Source organism: Natrinema hispanicum (assembly GCF_004217335.1).
Classification (GTDB): Archaea; Halobacteriota; Halobacteria; order Halobacteriales; family Natrialbaceae; genus Natrinema; species Natrinema hispanicum.
The window spans coordinates 70056-92170 of record NZ_SHMP01000006.1 but is presented as its reverse complement, the minus strand read 5'-3'; the positions used below and the strand labels follow the sequence as shown (position 1 = coordinate 92170).

Annotated in this window: 20 protein-coding genes and 1 tRNA gene; 12 read left to right on the top strand and 9 right to left on the bottom strand. The window is 62.9% G+C overall.

The window, feature by feature from the left end:
* Positions 1-38 precede the first annotated feature (38 nt).
* Complete coding sequence (locus tag BDK88_RS14875; protein ID WP_130501126.1) at positions 39-1181, top strand: acyl-CoA dehydrogenase family protein; 1143 nt, start codon at positions 39-41, stop codon at positions 1179-1181.
* A 120-nt stretch (positions 1182-1301) separates the two neighbouring features.
* Positions 1302-2054, top strand: a complete 753-nt coding sequence (locus BDK88_RS14870; protein WP_130501125.1) for a helix-turn-helix domain-containing protein — start codon at positions 1302-1304, stop codon at positions 2052-2054.
* Positions 2055-2106: 52 nt separating this feature from the next.
* Here BDK88_RS14870 and BDK88_RS14865 read toward each other — a convergent pair whose 3' ends face one another.
* Positions 2107-2478 carry a hypothetical protein gene (locus tag BDK88_RS14865; protein ID WP_130501124.1) on the bottom strand — a complete coding sequence of 124 codons (372 nt, stop codon included), beginning with the start codon at positions 2476-2478 and terminating at the stop codon, positions 2107-2109.
* A gap of 146 nt (positions 2479-2624) precedes the next feature.
* Between BDK88_RS14865 and BDK88_RS14860 the strand changes: the two genes are divergently transcribed.
* Together BDK88_RS14860 and BDK88_RS14855 are read left to right on the top strand one after the other, a co-directional pair.
* Entirely contained in the window at positions 2625-5183 is a 2559-nt protein-coding gene (locus BDK88_RS14860; RefSeq protein WP_130501123.1) for a heavy metal translocating P-type ATPase, read from the top strand.
* A 178-nt stretch (positions 5184-5361) separates the two neighbouring features.
* Positions 5362-7227 (top strand): L-aspartate oxidase, encoded by a 1866-nt coding sequence (locus tag BDK88_RS14855; protein WP_130501122.1) that lies wholly within the window; start codon positions 5362-5364, stop codon positions 7225-7227.
* Between the two features lie 29 nt (positions 7228-7256).
* On the opposite strand, the gene BDK88_RS14850 is transcribed toward BDK88_RS14855, so the two are convergent.
* From BDK88_RS14850 to BDK88_RS14830, 5 genes are all read right to left on the bottom strand, one after another.
* Positions 7257-7850 (bottom strand): DNA-3-methyladenine glycosylase family protein, encoded by a 594-nt coding sequence (locus BDK88_RS14850; RefSeq protein WP_130501121.1) that lies wholly within the window; start codon positions 7848-7850, stop codon positions 7257-7259.
* A gap of 132 nt (positions 7851-7982) precedes the next feature.
* On the bottom strand, positions 7983-10124 hold the full coding sequence (katG, locus tag BDK88_RS14845; protein ID WP_130501120.1) for a catalase/peroxidase HPI: 2142 nt from the start codon (positions 10122-10124) through the stop codon (positions 7983-7985).
* A 431-nt stretch (positions 10125-10555) separates the two neighbouring features.
* Complete coding sequence (locus BDK88_RS14840; RefSeq protein ID WP_130501119.1) at positions 10556-11899, bottom strand: RimK family alpha-L-glutamate ligase; 1344 nt, start codon at positions 11897-11899, stop codon at positions 10556-10558.
* Positions 11900-11985: 86 nt separating this feature from the next.
* Complete coding sequence (locus tag BDK88_RS14835) at positions 11986-13455, bottom strand: flippase (RefSeq protein WP_130501118.1); 1470 nt, start codon at positions 13453-13455, stop codon at positions 11986-11988.
* A gap of 326 nt (positions 13456-13781) precedes the next feature.
* Complete coding sequence (locus tag BDK88_RS14830; RefSeq protein WP_130501117.1) at positions 13782-14534, bottom strand: GNAT family N-acetyltransferase; 753 nt, start codon at positions 14532-14534, stop codon at positions 13782-13784.
* Between the two features lie 207 nt (positions 14535-14741).
* Here BDK88_RS14830 and BDK88_RS14825 point away from each other — a divergent pair, with 207 nt between their 5' ends.
* From BDK88_RS14825 to BDK88_RS14800, 6 genes are all read left to right on the top strand, one after another.
* Positions 14742-15824: a succinylglutamate desuccinylase/aspartoacylase family protein gene (locus BDK88_RS14825; RefSeq protein ID WP_130501116.1), complete on the top strand. Its 1083-nt coding sequence runs from the start codon at positions 14742-14744 to the stop codon at positions 15822-15824.
* 273 nt (positions 15825-16097) lie between these two features.
* Positions 16098-16523, top strand: coding sequence for a succinate dehydrogenase, cytochrome b556 subunit (gene sdhC / locus BDK88_RS14820; protein ID WP_130501115.1), 426 nt, complete (start codon positions 16098-16100; stop codon positions 16521-16523).
* Positions 16523-16888, top strand: coding sequence for a succinate dehydrogenase hydrophobic membrane anchor subunit (locus BDK88_RS14815; protein ID WP_130501114.1), 366 nt, complete (start codon positions 16523-16525; stop codon positions 16886-16888). Before sdhC ends, BDK88_RS14815 begins: the two co-directional genes overlap by 1 nt.
* A 1-nt stretch (position 16889) precedes the next feature.
* Positions 16890-17762 carry a succinate dehydrogenase/fumarate reductase iron-sulfur subunit gene (locus tag BDK88_RS14810; RefSeq protein WP_130501113.1) on the top strand — a complete coding sequence of 291 codons (873 nt, stop codon included), beginning with the start codon at positions 16890-16892 and terminating at the stop codon, positions 17760-17762.
* Positions 17763-17764: 2 nt separating this feature from the next.
* Positions 17765-19603, top strand: a complete 1839-nt coding sequence (locus BDK88_RS14805; protein ID WP_130501112.1) for an FAD-binding protein — start codon at positions 17765-17767, stop codon at positions 19601-19603.
* Between the two features lie 82 nt (positions 19604-19685).
* Positions 19686-19877: a hypothetical protein gene (locus tag BDK88_RS14800; protein WP_092932975.1), complete on the top strand. Its 192-nt coding sequence runs from the start codon at positions 19686-19688 to the stop codon at positions 19875-19877.
* A gap of 17 nt (positions 19878-19894) precedes the next feature.
* Here the strand turns inward: BDK88_RS14800 and BDK88_RS14795 are convergent, their stop codons facing one another.
* The 3 genes from BDK88_RS14795 to BDK88_RS14785 form a co-directional block, all read right to left on the bottom strand.
* Positions 19895-20089 carry a XapX domain-containing protein gene (locus tag BDK88_RS14795; protein WP_130501111.1) on the bottom strand — a complete coding sequence of 65 codons (195 nt, stop codon included), beginning with the start codon at positions 20087-20089 and terminating at the stop codon, positions 19895-19897.
* 63 nt (positions 20090-20152) lie between these two features.
* Positions 20153-20965 carry an HD domain-containing protein gene (locus BDK88_RS14790; protein WP_130501110.1) on the bottom strand — a complete coding sequence of 271 codons (813 nt, stop codon included), beginning with the start codon at positions 20963-20965 and terminating at the stop codon, positions 20153-20155.
* A gap of 66 nt (positions 20966-21031) precedes the next feature.
* On the bottom strand, positions 21032-21511 hold the full coding sequence (locus BDK88_RS14785; RefSeq protein WP_130501109.1) for a redoxin domain-containing protein: 480 nt from the start codon (positions 21509-21511) through the stop codon (positions 21032-21034).
* Between the two features lie 216 nt (positions 21512-21727).
* Here BDK88_RS14785 and BDK88_RS14780 point away from each other — a divergent pair, with 216 nt between their 5' ends.
* Together BDK88_RS14780 and BDK88_RS14775 are read left to right on the top strand one after the other, a co-directional pair.
* The gene (locus tag BDK88_RS14780; RefSeq protein WP_092932967.1) at positions 21728-22024 is read left to right on the top strand and encodes a Sec-independent protein translocase subunit TatA/TatB; all 297 of its coding nucleotides are present in this window, start codon (positions 21728-21730) and stop codon (positions 22022-22024) included.
* A 16-nt stretch (positions 22025-22040) separates the two neighbouring features.
* A tRNA-Arg gene (locus BDK88_RS14775) sits at positions 22041-22113 on the top strand.
* Positions 22114-22115: the final 2 nt, after the last annotated feature.

Here is a 22115-nt window from a genome sequence, read left to right as displayed (position 1 = left end):
TACAAAACCCTTTATCGGGTGGCATGTAACAGTATCCCATGGAATTCGGGCTCACTGAGGAACACCAGCAGATCCGCGACGAAGTCCGCCGGTTCGCCGAAAACGAGATTGTTCCTAACGCCGAGGAGTACGACACTTCGGAGACGTTTCCACACGACATCGTCGACGAGGCCGCCGAGATGGGGCTGGTTGGTGCCTCGATTCCCATCGACTACGGCGGGGCCGGCTACTCGACGCTCGAGTCGGTCATCATCGCCGAGGAACTGTTCTCGCACGATCCGGGCATCGCGCTCTCGATCATGGCCTGTTCGTTTGGGACCGAAGCAATCCGCGAGTTCGGGACCGAAGATCAGAAGGAACGCTTTTTGGAGCCGGTCGCGGCCGGCGAGAAGATCTCCGGCGCGGCGATTTCGGAACCCGACACCGGCTCGGACGTCTCCTCAGTGTCGACCCGCGCTGAAAAAGACGGCGACGAGTGGGTGATCAACGGCACCAAGATGTGGATCACGAACGGCTCTGTCGGTGACTTCTTCGTCGTTCTCTGTGAGACCGATCCCGACGCCGAGGGACGCTATAACGGTTTCAGCCAGCTCGTCGTCGAGGCTGACCGTGACGGCTTTTCTGCCGACAAGATCACCGGCAAGATGGGCATCCGGGCCTCCGATACCGCCGAACTCGTCCTCGACGATGTCCGTGTCCCCGAGGCAAACCTCATCGGCACCCGCGACGCCGCGTTCATGCAACAGATGTACTTCTTCGACGAGACCCGTACCGGTGTCGCCGCACAGGGACTTGGCATTGCGAAGGGCGCGCTCGAGGCCGCCCTCGAGTACGCCCAGGAACGCGAGCAGTTCGGCAAGTCGATCTCGGAGTTCCAGGCCATCCAGCACAAACTCGCCGACATGGCCACGAAGACCGAGGCTGCGCGCAACCTGACCTACAAGGCTGCCTGGAACGTCGACCAGAGCAACGACATCACCAAGCTCGCCTCGATGGCCAAGGAGTACGCCTCCCGCGTCGCCGTCGACGTTGCCGACGAGGCCGTCCAGATCCATGGCGGGGCCGGCTACGTCAACGACTTCCCCGTCGAGCGGTTCTACCGCGACTCGAAGATCACCCAGATCTACGAGGGCACGACCGAAATCCAGAAGAACATCATCGCACGGGAGCTACTCGACTAAAATCGGACCGGCCCCACGTCGCTCGAGTCGCGCTCTCGGTCACGCCCCAATCGGTGCTCGACGCGTCTCGAGCGACCGTCGCCAGCAGCCCTTTGTCGCGTCGCCGCCTACCGTCGCGTAATGAGAGAGTTCGTCTTCGCCCTCGAGTACGATCCAGGCACGAACCCGGTCGCGGACGTGCTCGAGGCCAACCCGGAGACGACGGTGCGGTCGCTCGCGTGTCACGTCACATCGGAGAGCCTCTGGCGGGTCGATCACGCGACCGGCTCGCAGGCGGGGATCGAAGCGCTGGAGTCGGCCTACCGCGAGCCGACCTACTGTGCGGACTGTCTGGTCCGAGACGACTGCGGGGCCGACTGTGAGACGCAACTGCTCGATCGCTCGAGCGACGAACTCGTCGTCTACACCTACTGGGATCGGACGGATGTCTGTACCTCGGTCCCCCACCTCGCACTCGAGTATCTCGGCGAAGGACTGCTCTTTGAAACCTACCGAGAGGGTCGGCGCTACCGCTGGCGGATCGTTCTCGGGCGCGACGCGCCGGTCGGTGACTTCTTCGATGCGCTCGGCGACGAGGTCGGGGAGTGTGCCGGCATGGAGATACTCCGGCTGACCGATCTCGACCCGGATCGCGAAGACGACGACGCGGACAAATCGCTGCCGGCCGAACAGCGGGCGGCACTCCAGGCCGCCGTCGAATACGGCTACTACGAGACTCCACGGCGGACCGACCTCTCGGAACTCGCCGAGAAACTGGACGTCCCACGCTCGACGCTCTCTTACCGGCTCCGGCGGGCTGAAGCGACCCTTGCGACCGCGTTCGTCGCCGACGACTCGCTCGAGTACGACGAGACGCTCGCAGTCGGTCGGTGATCGCTTCGAATCAAACCAAATGCGCAGTCGTGAGAAACGCGCCTCGAGCGGGTCAGGACTTGTCTTCGATGATCCGGATGTCCTGAAAGTCGTACGGTTGGCAATACTGGTCGCCGAAGCGATCGTTGGTATCGCCCCACACGTGGAGGACGTGTGTGGCGACGATCTGCGACCGAGCGGTTCCCCACCCAAATCCCTGTGGTGGGCTCACTGACTCGTCGTCGGATGTCCGTAGACAGCCCTCTTCGTCGACTACGACCGAAACTGCAAATAACGAGTTACAATCGAAGCATTCCGCCTCGGCAGTCACATCCGCTGCCAGTTGCTCGTTGTCGGCCCCCATAAAGTCCGTCGCAGTCGTGAACTCCCACATTGCAGACTCACAAACGGGACACTGCGGCCCAAGGTCGATATTCGCAAACATGAGTGCCCGTCGCTAATCAGACGCATCGCATAAAGAGCCGTATTCCTAACGACAGGGCACGCGACAGCGGCTACGCCACCGCCTCCGGTGCCGAGTTGGCGCACGCCGAATAACCCGTATGGGTGGCGAGCGAGTAGACGCGAGTAATGAGTGACGTTTCGCCGCCGGACGCGGGTGAGGGGCCGGACGCGACCCGCACCCTCGAACTCCGCGTCCCGGAGATGGACTGTTCGTCGTGTGCTGGCAAAGTGACCAACAGCGTCGACCGGCTCGACGGGATCGACGAACTGGATGCACGCGTAACCAGCGGCCGACTCGTCGTCGAATACGATCCGACGGAGACAAGCGATAGCGAGATCCGCGAGCGGGTCCGGGCGGCCGGCTACGAGATCGTCGGCGATGGCAGCCGCGGCGCTGACGAAGTGACCGTGTCGGTTCCCGACATGGACTGTGCCTCGTGTGCGAGCAAAGTCGAGACCGCCCTCGAGGGAGCCGACGGCGTCGACGAGATCGAGACCCGGCCCACGTCGGGTCGCGTGACCGTCGGAGTCGACGAGGGGACCGATCCCAAGTCGATCACCGACGCGATCGAGTCCGCTGGCTACGACGCGACGCCGCTCGACAGCGACGGCGAGCCGATGGCCGACGCCGAGCCCGTCTGGAAGAGCCGCCGGGCCGCTATCACGGGTCTTGGTGCCATCGTCGTGGCCGTCGGGATGGCCCTCGAGTTCGTCCTCTCCGGACTCGATCCGACCCTGGTCGCAGTCGCCGGCCGGAGCTACCAGCTCTCGACGCTGCTCTTTATTATGACCGCGGCCGTCGCCGGCGCGCCGATCTTCCGGAACGGCTACTACTCCGCACGCAATCGGAGTCTCGACATCGACTTCCTGATGACCGTCGGCATCATCGCCGCCGTCGCGGCCCATCACCCCTTCGAGGGGGCCATGCTCGCCGTTCTGTTCAACATCGCCGAGTTGCTCGAGACGTACTCGATGGACCGTGCACGCGACTCGCTGCGGGAGCTGATGGATCTCTCGCCCGATACTGCGACCGTCAAACGCGAGGACGGCTCCGAGGAGACGATTCCAGCCGACGACCTCGCGGTCGGCGATCGCGTCGTCGTCCGACCAGGCGAGAAGATTCCCGCCGACGGCACCGTACTCGAGGGCGAGAGCGCCGTCGACGAGTCCCCGATCACAGGCGAGAGCGTCCCTGCAGACAAGACGGCAGGCGACGAAGTCTTCGCCGGCACCATCGCGGAATCGGGCTACCTCGAGGTCGACGTCGAGCACGCGGCGAGCGACTCGACGATCGCTCGGATCGTCCGGCTCGTCGAGGACGCCGAACGCGAACAGACCAAACGCGAGCAGTTCGTCGACCGTTTCGCGAGCGTCTATACGCCGATCGTCGTCACACTCGCGATCGCGGTCGCCGTCGGCCCGCCGCTGGTCGTCGGCGCGTCGTGGCACACCTGGTTCCTGCGCGGGCTGACGCTGCTGGTCATCGCCTGTCCCTGTGCGTTCGTCATCTCGACGCCGGTCAGCGTCGTCTCGGGGATCACCAGCGCCGCGCGCAACGGCGTCCTGATCAAGGGCGGCCGATACCTCGAGTCGGTCGCCGAAAGCGACGTGCTCGCGGTCGACAAAACGGGGACGCTCACCACCGGCGACCTGTCGGTAACGGATGTGGTCCCGCTCGAGGGGGCCGACGAGGCAGACGTGCTTCGGCGGGCGAGCGCGGCCGAACGCCGCAGCGAACACCCACTCGCGCGGGCGATCGTCGGCTACGCAAACGAGCAAGGGATCGATCCCGACGAGCCGGCCGTCTCGGGATTCGAAGCGCTGACCGGAAAGGGAATCCGCGCCGACATCGACGGGGAAACGCACTACGTCGGCAAACCCGACCTGTTCGAGGGGCTGGCTGATCTGGAGCACGCCCACGTCACGACCGACGGCGGGACGGCGCTCGCGGTCGACTCGCGGCCCGACTGCGATCGCGAGGGCTGTCTCGACGTGCTGAGCGAGGTCGTCCCGCGACTCGAGGCCGAGGGCAAGACCGTCGTGGTCGTCGGCACCGAAGACGGCCCGCTGGGCGTCGTTGGTATTGCGGACCGCGTCCGTCCGGAGGCAACGTGGGCCGTCTCACAGCTCCAAGACCAGGGCGTCCGCGTCGTGATGCTTACCGGCGACAACGAGGGCACTGCCCGCGCGATCGCCGAAGCAGTCGGCATCGATGAGTACCACGCCGAGTTGCTCCCCGACGAGAAACTCGAGTGGATCCGCCGGCTCGAGGGAGAAGGAAATGACGACGACACAAGCAGCAACGTCGCCATGATTGGCGACGGGATCAACGACGCGCCCGCGCTCGCGACTGCTGGCGTCGGCATCGCGATGGGGGCGGCAGGGACGGATACGGCCCTCGAGACGGCCGACGTGGCACTGATGGGCGACGATCTGACGCGACTACCGTATCTCTACCGGCTCTCACGGACGGCAAACGGCGTCATCCGCCAGAACATCTGGGCGAGTCTGGCCGTGAAGGCGGTGCTGGCCGCTGGCGCGCCTATTGGCCTCGTGACGGTGATCCACGCGGTCGTCATCGGTGACATGGGGATGAGTCTGGGCGTGACCGGCAACGCGATGCGACTCGCGAACGTCGAACCGGACCTTCCCGAAGACGTCAGTCGCCCCCATTTCGAGGAGTGAGCCGTTACCGCCCGGTGATTCGTCGACCCATGGCACCATCTGACTAGCCGCATTCGCCCGGTACGTCTTGACCCGGACAAAAACCCAAACGCGAGATTAGTGGCCTGATTCCTTCGTTTTCGGCAGTTTGCATAGTTTGGTGAGCGAGCTATGTTCGGCCAGCCCTTACATAATCTTGATGACAAAAATACCGCCTGCGGACCACAGTGTATCGACGGCCGGCGATGCCGGTGGCGTCGACGGACGGCTGCCGACTCAGGGCGGGGACGAAGCCGACGATCGTGACCACGAGGTCACATACGACGTCGTCACGACGCCGGTGCTCGTCATCGGGGCGGGCGCTGCCGGGGCTCGAGTCGCCATCGAACTGGCCGAATCGGGGCTCGAGCCGCTCGTGGTCGGCAAACGAGACTACGGCGACGCTCACACGACGTGGGCGGCCGGCGGGATCAACGCCGCGCTCGGCTCGCTCGATCCCGAGGACGACTGGCCGATCCACGCAGCGGACACGTTGAACGAAGGGCACCACCTGAACGATCCCGAAGCTGTCGAGTTGACGGCCAAACACATGCCAGACCGGATCCGGGAACTCGACGAGTGGGGGATGTCGTTCGCCCGAACCGACGACGGAAAGATCAACCAGCGCTACTTCGGCGCGCAGTCGTACCGCCGGACCTGTTTCGTCGGCGATCGAACGGGCGAGGTCATGCTCGAGACGCTGATCGACCGAGCACAGGCCCTCGAGATCCCCTACCGCGAGAACGTGATGATCACGCGACTGCTCTCGGATGGCACCCGTGTCGACGGCGCAGTCGGGTTCGATATGGAGACCGGCGACGGGTTGCTGTTCCGGACGAATCACGTCGTGCTAGCGGCGGGTGGCTTCTCGGCGGCCTATCGACGCCACTCCTCGCGGGACGACGAGAACAACGGCGACGCCCAGGCGCTGGCGCTCGAGGCGGGCGCCCGACTCCTCGACACCGAGTTCGTCCAGTTCCACCCCACCGGAATGGTCGGGGAACGCTACGGCGACGAGTGGGACGGTCGCCTCGTGACGGAGGCCGTCCGCGGGGAGGGTGGCCGACTCTACAACAACGATGGCGAGCGCTTCATGGAACGGTACTCGCCGGACCAGATGGAACTCGACGCCCGAGACGTGGTCGCACGAGCGATCGCCCAGGAGGTTCGCGAGGGGCGGGGGACCGACCACGGCGGTGTCTATCTCGACATCTCCCATCGTGATCCCGAGTACATCCGCGAGCGACTGCCGACGATGGTCGAACGGTTCGGGGACCTCGGCGTCGATATCACGGAAGCACCGATGGAGATCGGGCCGACGGCCCACTACACGATGGGTGGTGTCGACATCGACTTCCAAACGGGTGAGACCGGCGTCGAGGGACTGTACGCCGTCGGCGAGGCCGTCGCGGGCGTCCACGGGGCAAACCGCCTCGGCGGCAACTCGCTGGCCGAAACCGTCGCAATCGGCAAACTCGTGGGCGAGCACGTCAGCGAGCAGGTCACTGCGGACGACCGCGCCCCCTCGATCGCCGACGGCCAGCGAGCGCTGGCCGAACGCGAGTTTGCCGCGCTCGCGGACCTGGCCGCTTCGGATGGCGACGTCACGCCCGAGACGCTGCTCGAGGATCTCGGTGAGTTGCTGTGGAATCACGCCGGCATCCTCCGCGACGAGGCGGGCCTGCGCGAGGGACTGGACCGACTCGAGGACCTGCGCGCCCGAACGGCCGATCTCCGGGTCGACGGCGACCGCACCTCCCGGTCGTTCGAGTACGCCGTCGATCTCTCGATGAGCCTCATCGTCGCCGAGGTGTTGCTCCGGACGGCTCTCGAGCGAACCGAGTCCCGCGGCGCACACTACCGGACGGATTACCCCAAAACGGATCCGGACTGGCGACAGAACCTCATCGTCGCCGCCGACGAGGGCGGGCTCTCGCTTCAACGCCGGGGCGTCGCCGAACCGAGCGAGCCAGTCCGTGAGGCCCTCGCGGAAGGGTACGAACTCGACTATCACCACCTCGAGTGACCGACTCGAGACGAACAGTCCGGACGGAATCAGGCCTCGTACTCGGCCCAGATGTACCGCGTCGCGGTACTCCGGTGGGGCCGCCACGGCTCGGCGATCTCGCGCATTTCGGATCGCGGTAGCTCGTCGCCGTCGTTATACAACTGCTCGATCCCTCGCCGAACCGCGAGATCGCCAAGCGGGAGCACGTCCGGCCGCTTGAGGACGAAAATGAGATACATGTTGGCAGTCCACTCGCCGATCCCCGTAATCTCGGTGAGTTCGGCGATCACGTCCTCGTTGGTGTGCTCGGCGAGTCCGCCACGTGTAAGATCGCGCTCTCGAAACGCGCGGGCGGCGTTTTCGACGTAGTCGACTTTCGTCCGCGAGAGGCCGGCCTCGCGGAGTGCGTCTCGAGACGCGTCGAGCACCGACTTCGGGGTGACGACCCCGTCGAGAATGTCGAAGACGCGTTCACGGACGGCTGCGGCGCTGGCTGTCGAGAGCTGCTGATTGATTATCGAGACACAGAGGCGTTCGAACTCGTTTTCGACCGGCTCGAGCGGATGGGGGTCGCGGCGATCGATGACAGCAGCCAGCACGGGATCTTCACGAAGGACGGGTTCGGGGTCAGGCTCGGCCATCGTCGCCGATAGGTAGCACCGAGTAATGAAAAACGCGGTGCTCGCTTGCGGTCGGGAGTGCCGACCGAGTGACGCGTGCACCCAGGAAAAGCGATGTGCGGTCCGTGTGTCGGTGCTATCGCGAGCGGCCGATTACTCGAGGTCGAAGCGGTCGAGCTTCATGACCTTGCTCCACGTGTCCACGAAGTCCTGCACGAACTTCTCCTCGCCGTCTTCAGCGCCGTAGGCCTCCGAAATAGCGCGAAGTCGGGAGTTCGACCCGAAGATGAGGTCGACGCGCGACCCCTTCCATTCGACCTCGCCCGTTTCGCGGTCGCGCAGCTCGAAGACCTCCCTGTCGTCCGAGACCGGTTCCCACTCGTAGTCCATGCCGAGGACGGTCTCGAAGAAGTCGTTGGTCAGCGCCTCCGGCTGGTCAGTGAAGACACCGAGGTCCGAGTTCTGGTAGGTTACACCAAGCGTGCGCATGCCACCGAGCAGGACTGTCATCTCGTCAGCCGAGAGATTCAGCAGATCTGCCTTGTCCACCAGCAACTCTTCGGCCTTGCGGTCGGCCTCGTCACTGCAGTAGTTCCGGAACCCGTCGGCCTTCGGCTTGAGCGCCTCGAAGGACTCGACGTCGGTCTGTTCCTGCGTGGCGTCGGTCCGGCCCGGCTCGAACGGAATCTCCACGTCGTAGCCGGCATCTGCCGCCGCCTGCTCGATCGCTGCGTTGCCGCCCAGCACGATCAGGTCGGCGAGCGAGACCCGCGTCCCGTCGGCTCGTGAGTCGTTGAACGCCGCTTGAATCCCTTCGAGGGTTTCCAGCACCGTCTCGAGCTCGTCAGGCTCGTTGACCTCCCAGCTCCGCTGGGGTTCGAGGCGAATCCGGGCCCCGTTTGCGCCGCCGCGCTTGTCGCTGTCGCGGTAGGTCGACGCCGCTGCCCAGGCGGTTTTGACCAGCTGGGTGATCGACAGGTCCGACTCGAGGAGTTCCGCTTTGAGGTCGGCGATCTCGTCTTCGCCGATCAACTCGTAGTCCGCGTCGGGGAGCGGGTCCTGCCAGATCATCGTTTCGTCGGGGACCTCCGGCCCGAGGAACCGCTCTGCCGGGCCCATGTCGCGGTGGATCAGCTTGTACCACGCCTTCGCGAAGGTCTGCTGGAACTCCCGTGGGTTCTCCTGGAACCGTTCGAGGATTTCGCGGTAGTCCGGATCCCGTTTCAGTGCGACGTCCGTCGTGAGCATCATCACGTCTTCTTTCTCCGACGGGTCCTCGACGCCGGGTGCGGCCTCGTCGAGCTCGCCGTTCTGCGTGGTCCACTGCCAGGCACCGCCGGGACCCTTTTCGGGCCACCAGTTGTACTCGAGGAGGTTGGTGATGTACCCCATGTCCCACTGCGTTGGCGTGGTGTTCCACGGGCCCTCGATCCCGCTGGTGATCGTGTCGGCTCCCTTCCCAGAGCCGTGCTCGTTCGCCCAGCCCAGTCCCTGCTCTTCGATCGGAGCTGCTTCGGGCTCGGGGCCGACGTGGTCGTCGGGGTCGTCGGCACCGTGAACTTTCCCGAACGTGTGGCCGCCAGCGATGAGCGCGACCGTTTCTTCGTCGTTCATCGCCATCCGGGCAAACGACTCTCGGATGTTCTCGGCCGACGCTTCGGGGTCCGGCTCGCCGTCCGGCCCCTCCGGGTTCACGTAGATCAGTCCCATCACGGTCGCGCCGAGGGGATCCTCGAGTTCACCCTCGTCGTCGAAGCGCTCGGAGGCTTCCATCTCGTCTTCGGGGCCCCAATCGACGGCCGCGTCGGGCGCGAAGTCGTCCTCGCGGCCGCCGGCGAAGCCGAACGTCTCGAAGCCCATCGACTCGAGGGCGACGTTGCCGGCAAGGACGATCAGGTCGGCCCACGAGAGTTTGCAGCCGTACTTCTGCTTGACCGGCCAGAGCAGTCGGCGTGCCTTGTCTAAGTTCGCGTTGTCGGGCCAGCTGTTGAGCGGCGCGAGGCGCTGGCGACCGCCGGACGCACCGCCGCGACCGTCGGTAGTGCGATACGTGCCGGCGCTGTGCCACGCCATCCGAATGAAAAGCGGGCCATAATGGCCGTAGTCCGCCGGCCACCACTCCTGCGAGGTCGTCATTACCGCTTCGATGTCTTCCTTTACGGCCTCGAAGTCGAGCTTCTCGAACTCCTCGCCGTAGTCGAACTCCTCGCCGTACGGCTCGAGGTCCTGAGCGTTCTGATCGAGAATGTCCAGGTTCACCGTATTCGGCCACCACTCGTGGTCAGATCCAGCCATCATAACCCGATTACTACTTTTGCATATTAAGATTTTCTACTTCAGTAACGAGACCTTCGTTAGATGAAAAGAGATCTTATCGAACCGTGAATTCTTATCACTGCCGGACGCAGACCGAGTCTCTAGTATAACTGTAATGACCGTCGCTGAATGAGCTGTTCACCGAATCCCATTGGGCTCCCTTCTCGAGGGCACAGTCGTCGCTCACCGGCAACTGCTCCGGCGGTATACGGGTGTTCTGGGTCGTCAACTGGAGATTACCGGCGTTGGTTGTTAGCCCCTCTCCGTTCTCCTCGAGCCCGGTGGTGGACGGTACCCTGTCTTCGCGTTCGTGTGTTGAGCTGTCATCACTGACACATGGGAATGAGCCTGATGACATCGAATCCGTGACTCCAGTCGAAGACCAGGAGAAATCAAAACCGAACGGACTGCTATTCCTCTTCTTCGGGTGTGTCGGCAACGTCACTGTCGATCCGGCGGCTGACGTCGACCTGATAGTTCTCGAGGATATCTCGACCGAGCAGGACGGGATAGTCCATGTGACCGCGGTCCTCGACGCTCGCCGTGACGGTGTGTTGGTTGCCGCCGACGCCGACGACGACGTCGACGACGGGCCGGCTCTTGGCCTGTTTGCTGCTTCCGGATCGAATTCGGGTGATGGATTTGATCGGCCCGGCACCGATATCTGCGGCGAGGCTCGTGTCGATGCTCGTCCGCGTCGCGCCGGTGTCGGATTTGGCCAGTACCGATTTCGAACCGCTCGTGCCAGAGAGGACGACCTCCTCGGTGTAGCCGATCACAGCCGGTTCGGTGTCCTGTGCGATCGCTTCCGTCGGCTGGGCCGTCGGCCGGGAGTCGTCGAGAACGTTCGAGAGATCGTGCACGCGGTCGTCGTCGACCTCGCCGCCGGCACGCTCGATCGCCAGTTTGGCGATGTAGGGTGCGGGGCTGACCTGTGTCGCCTCGTAGAGTCCCTTGAAGCCAGCCGTCGGGTTGACCTCGAGGACGAACCAGCCGTCGTCGCCCTCGACGAGATCGACGCCGGCGTAATCGAGATCGACGATGTCAGACGCACGGCGGGCCATCTCGGCAGCCTCCTCGGGGAGGTCGTCGGTCGCGTTTTCGACGGAGCCGCCGAGGGCGACGTTCGTTCGCCAGTCGTTGTCCGGCGCATAGCGATACATCGCGGCGACGACCTCGCCGCCGACGACGTAGACGCGCAGGTCACGATGGCGGACGTCTTCCTGATCGACGAGTTCCTGCAGGAACGCATACCGGTTGCCGACCTTGGCGTTGATCGGATCGTCGGGGCCGACCTTCCACGTCCCGCCGCCGTGGGTGCCAATCGCCGTCTTGTAGACCGCCTCCTCGCCGTACCGACTCCGTGCGGCATTCAATTGATCGCCGCTTAGCGCAAGTGTGACATCGGGTGTCCGGACGTCGTTCCCCGCGAGCGCGGTCGCCGTCGAGAGTTTGTGGATCGCGGTCAACACGGAATCCGGTTCGTTGAGGGTCGGAACCAACTGAGAGAACGTGTTGGCGAGACCCAGTTCCTCGGCGGGCTGTTCGGTGTTCGAGAGCAACATCCGGTTTGCGATCACGTCAACCTCGGGCTCGAGGACGGGAGTGCCGTCGGTGACGCTGATCGACGTATTTTCCGCGCGAAGCCACTCGGTATCGTGCCCGAGATCCTCGACAGCGTTGAGAATTGCTTTCGTTTCCTTGCTCGTATGAAGACTCAATACCCCGACGGTCACGGGATCTGCACCGGCCATACGGACTAGACACCCACCCGTCGGATAAGTATTGGCAGTTCAGGCGACTCACACAGGGCCACGCGCCATCGTGGCAGACATGACTGTTAACTGATCACCGACCGAACCTGACCCGGATCGACAAGCCCGCTTACGACTGCGAGCAGCGCCCAGGTGATGGCACCGAGTGCGATCGCACCACCCAGCATGAACAGACTCGAGACCAGCGGCGTCACGAGCAAGACGGTGACCGCCATTACGCCCGTAATCGCACAAATCAGTCCCGTCGTGCGAGCGAGCCGCACGACGTTCAGGTCGAGTTCGGTGTGGACGACGTAGAGGTTCACCGCCACGTACACCGTGTGCGTCGCGACCGTCGCGATCGCCGCACCGACGACGCCGATCCACGGAATCAACAGGATGTTCAGCCCGAGATTGGAGATTGCCGTTGCGCCTTTGGCGATGGCACGCGCTCGAGCACGACCGAGATAGTCCAAACTGTCGCTGGTCAGATTCGTAATCGCTTGTAACACGACGAACCCCGCAAGCACCTGCAACACCGGTACCGCCGCCGCATAGTCGCTCCCGAAGACCATCGTCAGGAACGGCCCTGCGACGATCGCGAGGCCGACTGCAGCCGGAATGTAGAGCAACAGCACGTTCGTCAGCGAGGTCTCGTAGATCCGTCTGGCCTTCTCGAGTTCGCCTGCGGCCTTCTGTTCGCCGAAGTTCGGTGAGATGGTAAAGCCAAGCGACGCGGCGGGTGCGAGGACGAAATCCGAAATCTGTTTTGAGAGGGTGTAGAACGCGACCGCGGCAGGATTGAGGAAGAGGCCGACCAGGACGATGTCGATCTGCTTGTCGATCACGTTCGCGCTTTGTGTCGCCGTCAGCGGCACGCTGTACTCGAGGAGCCGCCGTGAGAGACCATCTTCGTACTCGTCGGCCGCATCGTACCGTCTGTAGAATCCATAGTAGAGGATTCCTATGCCGATGACGCCGGCGAGTGCGTAGCCGACGATGTACCCGAAGAACGCACCGAGTGCGCCGAGGCCGGCGAGGACGAACACGACAGCGAATAGCAGCCGCCCCGCGCCGCTGATCGCCTGCACGATGGCGCTGTAGCCGAGGTGGTTGAATCCCTGAAACGCCACCTGCGAGAAGGTACTAAACGAAAAAGCGACGAGATAGAGGACGCCCGCCGCGAGAAAGGGGACTGCTTCCGGTTCACCGAGGACGGTCGCGATCCACTCGTGATAGAGCAACAGCACGTACGCGATAAACGAGATCAAAACGAGCTTGGCCGCGACCGTCGTCTTGAGGAGATACGGCACCTGTCCCGGATCCGTCTCACGATACTCGGAGAGATACCGGGCGACGGACCGCGAAAGGCCGAGATCGGCAAAGAGTTGGATAATGGCCAGTACCCCAATCGCCCAGTACAGGGTGCCGTATTCATTCGGCTCGAGCAGGTACCGCGCCAGCACGAACATTAGCAGCGCGCTCGAAAGCATGTAGATCGCGCGCGCAACGAGCGTTGCCTTGAAGCCGTGAACGATGTGATCTTCCCTGTTCATTCGACGTACTCACCCCGATGAGACATCCGCAGTCATCCGACGGTGCAGCTGAGAGCGACCCACGTACTTCTCGCAGCGACGGCTCGACCAATTGTAATGCGGAGACAACAGACGGAGCACAGTCGTTACGAGAACAGTGATACTCGGTTTTCCAGCACGGGATCCGCCGCAGATCGCGTTCCGACCTGCCCGGGAACGTGGCCGCTGGTAACGGGGTGCAAACAGCTGAAAGACAACCGTACACATCGAATAGACACTCGTTACAGTGGCTCGCGACCGGTGTGACCGACCGGACAACACACGGGTGAAAACGAATTTGAAGTCGCCTAGAGGTGCGCGGAGTCCCACCGGGTCGCTTTTCGCCGGTTCCCGCAGTTGTTACACTCGATCCGCCCCATCGCATCCATCGCGTTATCGATCGAATCACAGTTCCCACAGAGCCAGGCGTAGCGTTCCGCCCGATCTTCGGTTCGGTAGGCGGTGTAAAACGGAGCCTTCGAACCACGAGCCGCTTCGCCGTAGCTCACGTAGACCGTCTCACCGTCGACCGTAACCACGTCGATCGCGCCCCACTCGCCGTCGTCCTCGAGATCACTTTCGACGTAGACGTTTTCCGTGAACGTCTCCGCCCCGATCTCGATCTCGCGCTGGTCGGCCTGTTCGAAACCGTGGGCCCGGTAGAACTCGTTGCCGACCTCGTTGTCTTCGAGCACGAAACACTGGATCTCGTCGGCTCCCTTCTCGAGCAGCGTTTCGCGGGTCCGAACGAGGAGGCGGACGCCGGTGCCGCCGTCGCGGTGGTCGGGATGCACGTGCAACCAGAGGAGGTGGCCGGCGTTGATCTGTTGGCCGACCAGTTCGCTCTGGGAGAACGCGACGAGCTCACCGTCGTCCTCGACGACCAGAAAGACCACACGGTCGTCCTCGAGGTCGTCGATGAACGAGTCACCGTACCACTGTTCGATCGCATCGTCGATCGTCTCCTCGGCGAGGAACGACGTGTACGTGGAGTTGAGTGAGTCGTGTGCGATGGTGCGAATCGCCTCAGCATCCGATGCTGTCGCCTCTCGAATTTCCATGGGTGCCCATAGCATGGCCTGGTACAAAACGTATGCCCACAACTCCAGATTCTGCTATCCGTTGTTCGAACGAACCTGGCGTTCACCGCGAAAGTGACACGAAACGGCTCGAGTACCGGTCAACGACGATGTTCTGGGTCGATGAACAGTCATCTCGAGCGACAGGGAAGGGGGAAGATTCACGGTGATGCCCCCGGAGAACCTCCTATGAGCGACGACACGGCGACCGAACCGCCCGACGACGGACGCGAAACCGACGAGCTGAACGAGCCGTTTACGTACAACGGCGGGCGCGTCGATCCCGGCGAGTCGGCGAACATTCGGTACGGTATCAGCGAAACGTATCTCGGGGACCCTGTCAGGATCCCCGTCACGGTGATCAACGGTGAACACCCGGGGCCGACGGTCTTTCTCTCGGCGGCGGCCCACGGCGACGAACTCAACGGGATCGAGGTCGTCCGGGAGGTCGCCCACGACTGGGACCACTCCATCCTGCATGGGACGCTGGTTTGTCTGCCCGTGATGAACGTCCCCGGCTTCATCGCACAGGAACGGTATCTGCCAATTTACGACCGGGACCTGAACCGGTCGTTCCCCGGGCGCGAGGGGTCGACCAGCGCCAGACGGATGGCCCACCAGATCTTCACGAACTTCATCGAACCCTGTGATCTCGGCGTCGACTTCCATACGTCGACCCGCGGGCGGACGAACATGCTCCACGTTCGGGCCAACATGGAGCGACCGGACGTCGCCAGACTCGCCAACGCGTTCAGTTCGAACGTTATCATCGCGGGCGAAGGCCCATCCGGAACGCTGCGCCGCGAAGCCAGCGAAGCCGGCATTCCCACGATCACCGTCGAGATGGGCGAAGCCCACCGCTTCCAGCGCCGGCTGATCGATCGTGCGCTCACCGGCGTCGCAAGCGTGTTCGCCGAGTTCGGCCTCCACCGAGAGTCGTCAGTCCACTGGCCCGGCTGGCGCACCGTCATCGATACCGACGACGAGAAGACCTGGCTCCGTGCCGACGCCGGTGGCATCGTCGACATGAAACGCGGCCGGGGTGCGCTCGTCGAGGAAGGCGAAGTGATCTGTGCCATTACCAACCCGTTCAAAGAAGAGGAGGACATCGTCACCGTCGAAGCGCCGTTTACCGGTCTCATCGTCGGCGTCCTCGAGAACCCCGTCGTCTACCCGGGGAACCCGCTTTGCCATCTGGTTGGGCTCTCGCCAGATACGCTCACCGCGCTCTCGCGCGAGCGGACGACTGAAAGTTCGCGATCGGAACTCTGATACGGACTCCTGTCAGTCAGTTTCGGTGCACCCGCGACCCGCACTGCGGGCCCACCGGGACATCGGGACAGCAGACCGTATGAGACCACGGCTGGCCGCTGTGGTTGGCGATCCCACACAGCGCCAGCAGCGAGTCGACCGCACTGGCCCGAACGGGTTCGGCGCTCGGCGAAAGCTGTTATCGTCCCATCATATATTGGGTGGACTGAAAGCGACGGTGACGAGATAAAAGTAACTTCTATACCCCCGCGGTCTAACGGACCATATGAGCGTATGAGTCAGTCTTACAATCGCGGTCTCGTCGAGGACTTCGGGCGCTGGAAGGAGTTCTCGGCCGGGATGTGGGCATGGATCTTCCACAAGTTCACCGGATGGATCCTGATCGGCTACCTGTTTACCCACATTTCCGTGCTGAGCACTTCTCTCGGCGCAGCCGGTAACGAAGCGGCAATCATGAGCGAAACGGACGTCTACACCACGACGCTACAGGGACTCGAGAGTCTGTTCCTCATCCGACTGCTCGAGATCGGCCTGCTTGCGGTGGCCGTCTTCCACATCTTAAACGGCCTCCGCCTGCTGATGGTCGATCTGGGTGTCGGACTCGAGGCACAGGACAAGAGTTTCTACGCCTCGCTGATCCTGACGGGTGCGATCACCGTCGCCAGCGTTCCGACCTTCCTGACGGGGGTGAGTATCTAATGGCAGAACGATACTCCTCGTTTACGCCTGGCGGGACCGGCTGGTTCTTCCAGCGAATTACGGCGGCGTTTCTCGTCGTCGTTCTCGCCTTCCACTTCTTCCTTCTGCACTTCGTCAACCACGCGTACGAGGTAACCTTCTTGGGAACGCAGGCCCGAATGGAGAATATCGGCTACCTCCTGACGATGGTCCTGTTCCTGGTCACTGCCGCGTTCCACGGCGTCAACGGCGTCTACAACGCGCTGGTCAATCAGGGTCTCAAGGGCACCCAGAAGAAGGTCATCCTGGCGGTGCTTACCCTCGCCGGCGTTGCACTCGTCGCACAGGGGACCTACGTCGCACTCGTCATGGGGGGAATGATCTAACATGAGCACGCAACAAGCCGAACCCGACACGCAAGAAGCACCGGACGACCCGGCGATGAAAGGCGCGGAATCGCCGGCAGCCGAGAAACAAAAAGGCGGCGGCATGGTCGACGAGCGTGACGAAAGTCAGGCCGAGTTCGATGGAGAGACGGTCCACATCAAGGTGTTCCGCTACGACCCCGAGGTCGCAGAAAAGCAGGAACCTCGGTTCGACGACTTCCACGTCCCCTTCGAGAAGGGGATGACCGTCCTCGACTCGGTCATGTACGCCCGCGACGAGTACGATTCGTCGCTCACCTTCCGCCACTCCTGTCGGCAGGCGGTCTGTGGCTCCGACGCCTTCTTCGTCAACGGCAAGCAACGACTTGGCTGTAAGACACAGATCTCCGATCTCGAGCAGCCGATCCGCATCGAACCGCTGCCACACCAGGAGGTCGTCAAGGACCTGGTCGTCGATATGGACCACTTCTACGACCAGATGCACGCCGTCGAACCGTACTTCAAGAGCGAAGACACGCCCGACGCGAGCAAGCTCGAAGAACAGCGCCAGTCGCGTGAAAACCGCGAGAAGGTCAAGATGTCTACGCGCTGTATCTGGTGTGCATCCTGTATGTCCTCGTGTAACATCGCAGCCGGCGATAACGAGTATCTCGGCCCTGCGGCGATCAACAAGGCCTACAAGTTCGCGATGGACGACCGCGAGGAAGAAGACATCAAAGAGCACCGACTCCGCATCTTAGAACAGGAACACGGCGTCTGGCGGTGCCAGACCCAGTTCTCCTGTACCGAAGTGTGTCCGAAAGACATTCCGCTCACCGAGCACATTCAGGAGCTCAAGCGGGAAGCAGTCAAGAAAAACCTGAAGTTCTGGTAACCATGTACGAACACGACGTTATCGTGGTCGGCGCCGGCGGTGCCGGCCTCCGAGCCGCGGTCGCAGCGCACGAAGCGGGAGCCGACGTGGCGATGGTCACGAAGCTCCACCCCGTCCGCAGCCACACTGGCGCGGCGGAAGGTGGCATCAACGCCGCCTTACAGGAAGGCGACGACTGGGAACTCCACGCCTACGACACGATGAAGGGGTCGGACTACCTCGGCGACGCGCCGGCGGTCGAGACCCTCGCCCAGGACGCCCCCGAAGAGACGATCAATCTCGAGCACTGGGGGATGCCGTTCTCCCGCGAGGAAGACGGTACCGTCTCGCAGCGACCGTTCGGTGGTCTCTCGTACCCACGGACGACCTACGCGGGTGCCGAGACCGGCCATCACCTGCTGCACACGATGTACGAACAGGTCGTCAAACGCGGCATTCAGGTCTACGACGAGTGGTACGTCATGGACCTCGCGACGACCGACGAAGACGACCCCAACGACCGCGAGTGTCACGGTGTCGTCGCCTACGACGTCCAGTCCGGCCAGATTGAAGGCTTCAAGGCCAACGAGGGCGTCGTCCTCGCGACCGGCGGCCCCGGCCAGGCGTTCGACCACACGACCAACGCCGTCTCCTGTACCGGCGACGGACAGGCCATGGCCTACCGAGCGGGCGTCCCCCTCGAGGACATGGAGTTCATCCAGTTCCACCCGACGTCGCTGCCGTCGACGGGTGTCCTCATCTCCGAGGGTGTCCGTGGTGAAGGTGGCATCCTCTACAACAACGAGGGTGAACGCTTCATGTTCGAGCACGGCTACGCGAACAACTCCGGCGAACTCGCCAGCCGCGACGTCGTCGCTCGAGCAGAGCTCACGGAGGTCAACGAAGGCCGTGGCGTCGACGACGAGTACGTCCACCTCGACATGCGCCACCTCGGCGAAGAGCGCATCATGGACCGCCTCGAGAACATTCTGCACCTCGCGGAGGACTTCGAGGGCGTCGACGGCCTCGTCGAACCGATGCCGGTCAAACCTGGCCAGCACTACGCGATGGGTGGCATCGAGGTCAACGAGAACGGCCAGACCTGCATCGACGGCCTCTACGCAGCCGGCGAGTGTGCCTGTGTCTCCGTCCACGGCGGCAACCGACTGGGCGGCAACGCCCTGCCGGAACTGATCGTCTTCGGCCGACGCGCCGGCTACCACGCTGCCGGCGGGGACCTCGGCGAAGCCGAGATCCGGACCGGCTACGGCGACGACGTCGAGGACGAAACCGACACCGAGTTCCCAGTCGCCCCTGGCGCAGCCGGACTCGAGACGAGCGGCGGCGTCGCTGCCGACGGTGGCGTCACGGCCGACGCCGAAGGCGTCCTCGAGCGACACGTCGAGACGGCTCGCGAACGCGTCGACGGGCTGTTGGACAAAAACGACGGCGTCCAGCACTCCGAGATTCGCGCGAAACTCCAGCAGGCGATGACCGACTACGTGAACGTCTTCCGGACCGAGGACGGCGTCAAGAAGGCCCTGGAGATCATCCGCGAGTGCCGCCAGGAGTATCAGGATGTCTACGTCGACGACCCGTCGCGGACGTTCAACACCGACCTCCAGCAGACCATCGAAACGCGGAACCTGATCGACGTCGCCGAGACGATCGCGCTCGGCGCGCTCGTCCGTGACGAGTTCCGTGGCGCTCACTGGCGCAAGGAACACCAAGAACGTAAAGACGAGGAGTGGCTCAAACACACGCTCGTTTCCTGGGACGACGGCAAACCCTCGATCTTCTATCGCCCGGTCATTCTCGAGGGAGAGAACAAGACCTACGAGCCCAAAGAGCGCAGCTACTAACCTCGCAACTTGGGGTCCGATTTTCAGCCCGATCGACGCCTCGAGTAGAACCGTTTATACCTCCGACGTTCCATGTCAACACATGGACGACGATCGAACCGGTCAGCGGGCTCCTGTAGTTCTCGTCTTGCTTCTCGTCGGTATCGGTGTCCTCCTCTACAGCACCCTCCCATCGTCTTTGTTCCCGTTCGTCGCCACCGTATTCGCACCTGCGGCGATTCTGTTGTTGATCTGGGCAGCGATGCGGCTCTCGGTCGGCATCCGGTCAGCATAAGGCGAAGGGACCTGACGCTACAGGCCGATCGTCTCGAGGAGATTGACGCCGACGCCAAGGTAGTCGATTAGCTTGTACCCGAGGTAGATCCCCACGATTCCCATGAGGCCGGGGAGTTCCGGCGGTGCAGGGATCGGAATGTTGAGAAACCGGAACAGCGCGCCGGTCACTAACCCGGTCAGAAGCGCCAAAACAGCAAGCTGCGTCGACATTGCGTGTCCTATACGACTGGCTGTAAGTCAGTGTAGCGGTTCGTCGAGTCGACCCCGCGTCCGTTACAGCTCGATCCGTTCGACCAGCTGCTCGCGATTTTCGTTCGTGTTGACGGCGACGATCCGGATCTGGTCTGCGAGGCCGGAGTCTCTCAGCTTGGCTTTCAGCAGGTTGTCGACCTGATAGACGCCGGCAGCGTTGGTCATCTCGATTTCGACCATGACTGGCGTCGTATCGCCCTGCTGGAGCGAGACGCGGCTGATCGCCTGACTCGAGAGGGTGTTGATGCCTCGACCGCCGGACTCGTAGGGGATCCGGGAGCGGCCGTGTTCCATATCGAGAGCGTCGGCGACACGGATGACGCCGGCTTCAGTCGTCAGCGGCGTCTCGGCGGTGTGGTGACAGAGAATCGCGTGGAGGACCTCGCCTTTCATTCGGACGGTCTCCGCGATGTCGTAGAATTCGGGGAGGACTCGATCAAGGATGTCTGCCGCCAGCGGGATCGAGTAGTAGGCGTGACGATCGCGGTGAACGACGTGGCCGACGTCGTGGAGCGTCGCCGCAAGGGCGATAATGACAGACTCGTCTTCCTCGGCCAGTCCCTGCTGGCGAGCCCCGTTGAAATCGACGTTACCGGTCTTAAGCAGGTCGTACAGACACAGTGCCCGATTACGGACGATCTCGATGTGTTTCGTCCCGTGATCGTTGTATCGCATCCGGTCGACCGCGTTGATGTTTTGTGCCTCGAGATAGGCCGCAATCTCGTCGTCGTTCTCGATGTACTCGAGGACCCGGTTTAGCTTCTCGTCGGGGAACGCGTGGTCGTCGTCGGGGGAGTAAACACGGCGGGGATCCTCGGCGGCAGAATCGCTCATACTGACCCATCGGCTGCAGACTAAAAAAATTCTGCGACGGTTGTCGGGCTGGTCTGCAGGGAGTCGTTAGGAGAGGTCCTCGACTGCGGCCTCGACCTCGTCGTAGTCGGGTTCGACACCGGGGTCGTCGCTGACCCACGAGTAGGCAACGTCGCCGTCACCGTCGATGACGAACACCGACCGCTTGGCGACACCGTAGACGCCCAGATCGGCGAAATCCATCTCGATGTCGTAGTCGTCGATGAGCTCTTTGTTGTAGTCGCTGAGCAGGCCGAACTCGAGGTCGTTCTGCGCGCGGAATTCGTTGAGCGTAAACGGCGAGTCCCGGCTGACACCGTAGACGGTGGCATCGAGGTCGTTGAACGTGGCCAGTCGGTCCTGGAACGTACACATTTCAGTCGTACAGACGCTCGTGAACGCGCCGGGGAAGAAGGCCAGAACGATCGGTTCGTCCTCTTCCAGCCGTTCCGAGAGGGTGAATTCCTCGATGTCGCCGTTCGCAAGCGGTGCGGTGAAATCGGGTGCGGCGTCTCCGGTCGTTACCATCGTCAGTCCGTTGCGTCCACGCGGGAAAGACAGTTTCGTTCGCGGAAGGGTTTCGACGGATGGCAGTCGACGGAAACAGAGAAGGGACGAGCGTTAGTCGAACTGTGTCGCTTCATTTTTCGGCGAATCTCGTTCGTAGACGGACTGTCGTGGCCGCTTGATTACCTGAGTGGTCCAAAAAGGTTATAATTGCCAGTGGACAAGCTGTGCGTAGAAATGCAAGCCGAACTAACACCGCTGTTCATCCCCGGCGGATTCGGACCGATGGAGCTAGGCGTCATCCTGCTCCTTGCCATCTTGCTCTTCGGGGCCAACAAGATTCCGAAGCTGGCACGGTCGACCGGCGAAGCCATGGGTGAGTTCCAGAAGGGGCGCGAAAAGGTCGAATCGGAGCTCGAGGAAATGCGCGAATCCGGGGACTACGACGACAGTGCTGGCGGTGACGACGAGTTCGTCGACACGGAGCCAGTTACCAACGAAGACGAGACGGACGTCGAAACGGAAACCAACTAACGTTCTTTTCACGCCGGGGCGTGTGGCCTAGCGGAGAGGGCAGGAGGTTCCTAACCTTCTGATCGTGGGTTCGAATCCCGCCACGCCCGTT